Source organism: Paractinoplanes polyasparticus (assembly GCF_019710575.1).
Classification (GTDB): Bacteria; Actinomycetota; Actinomycetes; order Mycobacteriales; family Micromonosporaceae; genus Actinoplanes; species Actinoplanes polyasparticus.
In genome coordinates, this window is the sequence record NZ_JAHWFK010000007.1 from 488,919 (window position 1) to 496,067 (window position 7,149).

A 7,149-nucleotide genomic window follows, 5' to 3' on the forward strand; every position below is an offset into this window, starting at 1 on the left:
GCGGTTCGCGGGGTGGGGGAGATGAAGCGTCCCGCTTACGGAGCGGCGGGGGCCGCTCCGAGTCTGTCTGTGTGTCTTGTGCCCTTACGAATCGGTCGCGCCGGGGGCGGGTTGACGATTCGTGCGGTGCCAATTGGTCACCGAATGGGTGGCCTTCAGTTCGGTTCCGAGGCGGCGGTCGCGGCGGTGGGATGGGCGAGGTGGGCGACCCGTTCGGCGTACAGGGCGTGGGTGTGGTGCCGGCGGACGTACGCGGCGCCGCGGTCCGACTGGTCACGCAGGGCCCGGCGGTTGGCGTGCAGCAGGCGTACGGTCTCCGGCACCTCCTCGGGCGTGCAGTAGACCGCGGCGTCGCCGAAGGTGGCCGCGTAGCGGTAGGGCAGCACGGCCACACAGCCCGCGGCCAGGGCGGTGAGCAGGTCGGGCTCCGGGTCGGCGGGTTCGTCGTCGGGCGGCAGGTGCAGGTAGAAGTCGATCTGTCCGAGGAACGAGCGCAGGCTGACGTCGCCCGGGCCGTAGACCAGCCAGCTGCGCGGCGGGCCGAAGCGCCCGAACGAGCGGTCTGCGCTGCCGGCCGCATCGAGCAGCCGGACGTCCAGGCGAGCGGTCTCGGGCACCTCGTCGCGCAACCGGCGCCACTCGGCCGGGCCGCCGCGGCAGTGCCGGCCCACCACCGGCCGGTCGGCCCGCGGTCCGCGCCGGTCGAGCCGCCACTGCGCGGCGTCGAGCGTGCTGGGCAGGTCGAGCCGGGCCACGGTGACGCTCGTGTCGGCGGAGAGCAGCCGGCGGCCGTCCGGGCCGGCCGGGGTCCAGACCGGCCACTGGCCGAACAGGCGCTTGGCCGCGGCGGCGGCGGCCGGCACGGCGACCGCGTCCTCGATCAGCACGCGCTGCGCCCGGATGCCGCTGGGCCGGTCGGGGGCGTACTGCAGCACCTGGGCCGAGCGGGCCACCACCAGCCGGGCCCGGGCGTCGTCGGCCAGCCCGACCTCGGTCAGCTCCCCGTTGTTGATCAGATCCTGGACGGCCGGGTCGAGGTCGCGGGGGCCCTCGCGCAGGTTGGCCGGCGAGTCCAGGTGCAGCAGGGCCGCGCGCTGACGGCGGGCGGCCAGGGCTCGCAACTGCCCGATCCCGGCCCGGCCGGCGCCGCCGGCGGTGGTCCAGTCGCCGGCCAGCACCACGTCGTAGGCCCGGGCCCCGGTCTCGCCGCGGAGCCGGCGGGGGACGGCGAAGGCTCGCGGGCGGATGGCCGGCTCACGGCCCTCACGGACGTGCGTGTGCCAGCGGCGGAACGCCGAGATGTACGACCGCAGGGCGCCGATGTCGTCCGGGGCGGGCCGGGTCAGGGCCAGCGGCAGGCCGTTGACCGGCATCGTGGCGGCCGGGCCGAGCACCGCGTGGGCGCGCTCGGCGTACTCGAGGTCGGCGCCCGCCCGTACGGGATCGAAGTGACCGACCCGGCTCAGCGCGACCGCCCGTCGCACCATCAGGGACCAGGGGTTCGGCTCGCCCAGGGTGCTCAGACCGGGCCGGGTCACCACGAGGCCGGGCGTGACGGCCAGGGCGGCGGACGTCGTCGAGAAGAGCCGCTCGTCGGCCAGCAGCGGCGCCACCTGGCGTTCCAACCGGAGTGGATGGGACCAGCCGGCCGCGTCCTGGAAGGTCACGAAGTCCCCGGTCGCCGCGTCCAGGCCGGCGTTGCGGGCGACGAACGGGCCGCCGGGAGCGACCATGCGGATCACCCGCACCCGGGGGTCGAGGCCGGCCGCCGCCCGCAGCGCCGGCCCGAACTCGGTGGAGGAGCCGTCGTCGACGACCAGGATCTCGTGGTTGGTCCAGGTCTGGCGGGTCAGCGACCGCACCGCGGTGAGCAGTTCCGGGCCGGGCTGCCAGGTGGTGACGATCGAGGTGATCCGGCGCTCGTGGCCCCGGCGCTGCACCGGCCCGGTGGTGATCCGGTCGAACCGCCTGCCCGGCCCGTCGGCCACCTGCACCTTCGGCGCCGGCAGCAGGGTGGCCAGGCTCGCGTGGCCGAGGTCGACGGCCAGGGCGGCCCGGACCGGCTCGGGCACGTCCCGGTACTCGGCCATCAGCGCCTCGGCCGTGTCCGGGTCACCGGCGGCGTACGCCAGCTGGCAGTGCAGTCCCTGATGGACCCCGGCGATCTGCCCGCGCTCGCGCAGCCCGCCGAGCAGGGTCAGCGCCTCACCCCGATCCTCCGGCCGCAGGTTCTGCAGCGCGATCACGCGGGCCAGTTCGCCCACGGTCCACGGGTCGTCGCCCGCCCGGGCGAGCGGCTCCCGGGCCGCGGTCGACCGGGCCGCCAGAGCCGCGGCGGCGAGCGGGTGAGGTCCGGTGTCGCGCATGGTCCCCCTCGGTGAGAGCAATTCCGAGGTGATCAACGACTCGGGTGAATTGTCCGTATCGCCCGGTTGGGAGGGTCGTTGTCCCTCCCGTGTACGACGTCGCCATCCTGTCCGACCTGCGGCACACCGGCGGCAGCGCGGCCGGCCTGGTCGCCGAGGTCGAGGCGCAGGCGGCGGCCGGGCTGACCACGGTGCTGATCCACGTGCCGGAGCCGGGCCGGGCGCACGCCCGTCCCTTCGACCGCCGGATCGTCGCCTGCCTGCGCGACGGCCGGGCCGACCTGGCCCACGACGACGACACCGGACTCGCCGCGAGAGTGCTGCTGATCCGCCGCCCCGAGGCCGTGGCCGACGCGCCGCCGGTGCGGGCCGCGCACACCATCGTCGTGCTCGACGAGCCGCCGGCCGACTTCGCCGAGGTTCGGGAGCGCATCGAGCGGCAGTTCGGCCCGGACGTGGTGTGGGCTCCGGCCAACGCCGGGGTGCGCGAACGGCTGCCCGGCGCGCCGCTGCACGGAACCGACTGGCACGAGATCGGCTCCCACATCGCGCGGCTGGCCTCGCTGGGCGTGCTCACGCGCGGCCTTCTTCCGGCGCCGCGCATTGCTGTGACCCGGCCGACTCGGCACGTGCTGCTGATCGGCGACGACATCGCCCGCTTCCGGGCCATCGCCCGCCACCTGCCCGGTGACCTCGAAGCCGTGGTGGTCGCCGGTTCGGACGGGCTGCCGGCCGCCCACGCCGCCGGGCTGCTCACCGAATACCTGCCCGCCGCGGCCGAGCTGGGCGTGGCCGACGACCGCTGGACCGGCTTCGTGCGCGACCGTCTGCGGCACCTGATCCGCCTTTACGGTCCGCGCGCCGTCCTCGTCGGCGGGGTGCCGCACGACGGCATCGCCGCCGCCGTCGCCGAGCACTCCGGCCCGCGCTGGCTGTGGCTGCGCCCGGCGATGTGGCGGCGGGGCACCGGCGGCCAATGGGCGGCCCGTGGCTCGCTGTTCGACGGCATCCTGGAACCGGGCGAGTTCGCCGCGGCCGGGGACGAGGGCTGGACCACCGCGGCCCGGGCCGGCGTGACCACGGTCGACCCGATCACCGAACTGCCCGCCCCGCGCCCCCGCCGCCCGTCGCGCCCGACCCTGCTCTGCCGCGGCGTCGAGGCCACCCTGCCCGGGTTCACCGTGGTCGAGGCCGGGCCGGGTGACCTGGGCGTGGTGGCGCTCGCCGTCTCGCGGGCCGGCTACACGAGCTTCCACGAGCTGCTCGGCGCCCGGGTGCCGACGGTCTTCGTCCCCGATCCGGACGGCGCCGACGACGAGCTGACCCGGGCCCGCTTCGCGGCGGCGGCCGGGGTGGCGATCTGCGCCACCGACGACGAAGCGGCCGCCGCCGCGCTCGAACGGCTGGCCGACCCGGCGGCCCGGGAGGCGCTCAGCCGTCGCTGCGCCGAGGTGGCGTTCGGCAACGGCGCCGCCGACGCCGCAGCCTGGCTGGCCGGGCACTGTCAGCGACGATCCGAAGTGGAGGCCGGAAGTGCTCGATGAACCGGACGCGGCCGACCTGGCGGTCGCCCGTTGGGAGGTGGCCACGCTGACCGGGCGGTTGCGCTGCGTCGAGGACGAGCGCGACGCGGCCGTACGCGACCGGGACCGCAACCGCGAGATCGTGCTGGCCCTGCGGCGCAGCCGCTCCTACCGGCTCGGCCGGGCCCTGGTCGACCTGGCTCGCGACCCGGTGCGGAGCGCCCCGGCCATGGCCCGGCATCTGCGGCGGTCGCCGGCCCCGCCCGCCCGAGCCCAGGCAGCCCCGCCACCGGCCCGGATCTACGTGGCGGTGGGGCTGTCGCGGGCCGGGGCCCACGGGTTGATCCGGGCACTGCGCCAGCGCGTGCTCGTCGAGGCCGACCATCTGCCGGTGGTGGTGACCGACCAGCCGTCGCTGCGCCACCTGCAGGTGCCGGGCGTCGTGCTCGAGTATCTGCCCGACCCGGCCACCTGGTCGCGGCACGAGCCCGACTCGGACTGGGAGGCGCTGCTGGCCGACCGTGTGGCCCAGTTGTGCCGCGACCATCGGGCCGCCCACGCCGTCGTGATCGACCCCCGCGACCCGCCCACCCTCGCCCGCCTGCTCGTCACCGATCGAAGGGTGGGGTCGTTGGCCTCGGCATGAGCGCCTCGACGATCGATGCCCCCGCCGCCCCGCGTGCCGGGATGCGCTTCGTCGTCGAGGGGCCGCCGGTCGGAACGCTCTGGCGGCGCGCGCTGACCCGGGCCGTGCTGGTGCCGCTGCCGGTGCTCGCGCCGCTGGTCGCGCTGGCGCCGAGCCGCGACCACCGCTTCAACCTCTACTGGCACGGCGGCCTCTTCCGCGACGACCCGCTGCGGATCGTGCCGCACACGGTCGACTCGCTGCCCGGCTATCTGCGCCTCGGCAACTTCCGCCTCCTCGGCCGGATGCTGGAGAAGGCCCTCGACACGGCCGCGTACGCGCTGAGTGAGGTGCTCGGCCTGCCGGTGAACGTCGGTCTGCGGCTCGTCTCGTTCGTGTCGGCGCTGGTGTTGTGCGTGGTCGCCGTGCTCCTGGCCGAGAGCGTCGTGGCCCGGGGGCGGCTGTTCCGCCGGGTTCCGTCCACTGTGGCCGCTGTGGTGCCGTTCGCGGTGGCGGCCGGATTCGTGGCCGCCGGGGGATCCAGTCCGATCGTGCTCTTCGGCGGTCTGTATCTGGCGTCGGCCGCCCTCGTGCTCGGGGTGACCGCGGCGTTGTGCCGGGTCGATCCCGAGAAGCCGCTGCGGCTGTGGATGATGCCGCTCTTGTTGGTCGGTGGGGCGGCGTTGGCCGCGTTCAACGAGATCGCGTATCTGACTCTGCCGCTCGCCACCGTGGCCGTGACGGCGCGGGGATGGCTGGTGCTCGTGTTGCGCCCTGGACGGTTGTTCACCGGGGCGCCGGCGCAGGCTGTCGGCTTGCTGTGGGTCGGATTCTTGCCGGTCTTCCTGGCCGTGCGAGTGGTGATTCAGCGGTATTGCGCGACCGGGAACTGCTACCGGGGCTCGGACGTCCAGTTCGGGGCGGCGACGTTGGAGGCCTTTCCGGTCCGTGCCATCGCCTGGCTGCCGCCGCTGATGTGGCGTGCGGCGTCTCCCCGTGGATCGTGGCTGGGTGGCCTCGTGCTGATCGCCGCTGTGTTGATCATCGGGTGGCTGGCGTGGCTGGCCGTTCGGGACCTGCCGCGGTTGTCGCAGGTGGGGCGGCGGGCGGCGTCGGCGCTGGCGGTGACGGCAGGGACGTTGGTGCTGCTGGGGGCGGGGATGGGGTCGCTCAACGCCGATGTGCAGCAGCTCGTGGCCTCGGAGCGGTGGGGTTACGGCTGGCGCGACTCCGCGGTGACCACGACGGCAGGGGCCCTGCTGCTGGTGGCTCTGATCCACCTCGTCCGAACTCGTTCGGCAACAGGCGTTCTCGTCGCGGCGATCGTGCTTTGCGCGGCTGCCGCGTCCGTGTCGGCGGCGGTCAACAAGCGCCAGCGCGACATCGCCATGACCAACCCGGCGGCCCGGCTCGCTGACCGGATCGCCGTCGAGATGGCCGACTTCGATCCGGGCGCAGGCGGCGCCGCCCGGCGCTGCGAACTGCGCGCCGAATTCGTGAAGCTGCACGCCGGCTCGCCCTTCTCGGTGCGCCGCTTCGACGAATCACTCGAGATCGCGTCCCGCCAACGCGCCGGCGTGGCCTTCTGCCCGGGCGTAACCGGCTGACGCCGCCCGCGTTTCTCCTGATCGGGGAGCAGAAGCTGGAGGAGATTCAATGCGCCGGTTGCGGAGCCTGACCCGCCGTCAGGTCGTGTCTGCGTCCGGGGCCTGTGTGCTGTGTGTGGCGGTGGCCGCCGCCGCGCTCACCGGGAACGTCGGCTTGGCGCTGACGCTGCTCGCCGTCTTCTTCACGATTCTCTTCGCCGGGCTGTTGCTGCTGGCTCGGCGGCTCTCCGGGTTGCAGCGCCTGCAACGGCGGCAGCAGACCGACGCGCGCACGGTGCTCGACCACACCCAGCGCCGCCTGCTCTCCGCGCTGGAGGAGTTGCTGCTGCACTCGGGGGACCGGCACGAGGAACTGGCCGACCGGATGGGCGCGCAGACCCGCCAGGTCGAGGCCACGGTCCAGCTCTTCCAGCAGATCACGCCGCGGGCGCCGATGCCCCCCTCGGGCGGGGCCGCCGAGCTGCTCGACGTGTTGCACCTGATCCGCACCCGGCGCCCGCGCCTGGTGCTGGAGCTCGGCGCCGGCGCTGCCACGGTCTGGATGGCGTACGCGGTCGAGGAATCCGGCGGCCGGCTGGTCTCTCTCGATCCGGACGCGTCCCGGGTGGAGCGGACCCGGGCCGCGCTCGCCACTCATCAGCTGGGCGAGGTGGCCGAGGTGCGGGTGGGGACGGTGTCATCGGAGGCGCTGGCCGGCGTGCACGACATCGGTTTGCTCGTCGTCGGCGGACCGGTCGGCAAGCCGGACAGGGACCTGCTTGTGAGCCGGTTGGCCGCGGTGGCGCGGGTCTTTCTGCGCGGCACGCCCGAGGCCGTCGGTCCGTGGCTGGAAACGACCGAGGGCCTCACCGGTGAGGGTGAGGCCCTGCTGTCGTATCGCCGCGTGGTGCGGGAACTCAGTAACCGAAGTTCTGGGTGAAGTACGGCAGGCCGTTGGACGCGTAAGCGACGCCGACGCCGACCGCGATCGCCTTGCAGTTGAGGATGTTGGCGCGGTGGCCCGGGCTGGCCATCCACGCGTTGACCAC

The 7,149-nt window shown here is 74.6% G+C and carries 6 protein-coding genes; 4 read left to right on the forward strand and 2 right to left on the reverse strand.

Annotation, left to right across the window (positions count from 1 at the left end; translation table 11 throughout):
- Nucleotides 1–155: 155 nt before the first annotated feature.
- Entirely contained in the window at nt 156–2,366 is a 2,211-nt protein-coding gene (locus KXC43_RS11680; RefSeq protein WP_221375992.1) for a glycosyltransferase family 2 protein, read from the reverse strand.
- A gap of 89 nt (nt 2,367–2,455) precedes the next feature.
- Here KXC43_RS11680 and KXC43_RS52660 point away from each other — a divergent pair, with 89 nt between their 5' ends.
- Genes KXC43_RS52660 through KXC43_RS11700 form a run of 4 tightly spaced genes read left to right on the forward strand, consistent with a single transcriptional unit; the run spans nt 2,456 to nt 7,040 of the window.
- Nucleotides 2,456–3,910 carry a glycosyltransferase gene (locus KXC43_RS52660; protein WP_221375993.1) on the forward strand — a complete coding sequence of 485 codons (1,455 nt, stop codon included), beginning with the start codon at nt 2,456–2,458 and terminating at the stop codon, nt 3,908–3,910.
- Entirely contained in the window at nt 3,900–4,535 is a 636-nt protein-coding gene (locus KXC43_RS11690; protein WP_221375994.1) for a hypothetical protein, read from the forward strand. Before KXC43_RS52660 ends, KXC43_RS11690 begins: the two co-directional genes overlap by 11 nt.
- On the forward strand, nt 4,532–6,121 hold the full coding sequence (locus KXC43_RS11695) for a hypothetical protein (RefSeq protein ID WP_221375995.1): 1,590 nt from the start codon (nt 4,532–4,534) through the stop codon (nt 6,119–6,121). Before KXC43_RS11690 ends, KXC43_RS11695 begins: the two co-directional genes overlap by 4 nt.
- A gap of 49 nt (nt 6,122–6,170) precedes the next feature.
- Entirely contained in the window at nt 6,171–7,040 is an 870-nt protein-coding gene (locus KXC43_RS11700; RefSeq protein WP_255643833.1) for a class I SAM-dependent methyltransferase, read from the forward strand.
- Here the strand turns inward: KXC43_RS11700 and KXC43_RS11705 are convergent.
- Nucleotides 7,018–7,134 carry a CAP domain-containing protein gene (locus KXC43_RS11705; protein WP_308129050.1) on the reverse strand — a complete coding sequence of 39 codons (117 nt, stop codon included), beginning with the start codon at nt 7,132–7,134 and terminating at the stop codon, nt 7,018–7,020. The genes KXC43_RS11700 and KXC43_RS11705 overlap by 23 nt on opposite strands.
- Between the last annotated feature and the right edge of the window lie 15 nt (nt 7,135–7,149).

Bases quoted from the DNA above. Each gene is read 5' to 3' on its own strand.
- KXC43_RS11700 (WP_255643833.1), top strand. From the start codon at position 6,171: ATGCGCCGGTTGCGGAGCCTGACCCGCCGTCAGGTCGTGTCTGCGTCC.
- KXC43_RS11680 (WP_221375992.1), bottom strand. From the start codon at position 2,366: ATGCGCGACACCGGACCTCACCCGCTCGCCGCCGCGGCTCTGGCGGCC.
- KXC43_RS11705 (WP_308129050.1), bottom strand. From the start codon at position 7,134: ATGGCCAGCCCGGGCCACCGCGCCAACATCCTCAACTGCAAGGCGATC.
- KXC43_RS11695 (WP_221375995.1), top strand. From the start codon at position 4,532: ATGAGCGCCTCGACGATCGATGCCCCCGCCGCCCCGCGTGCCGGGATG.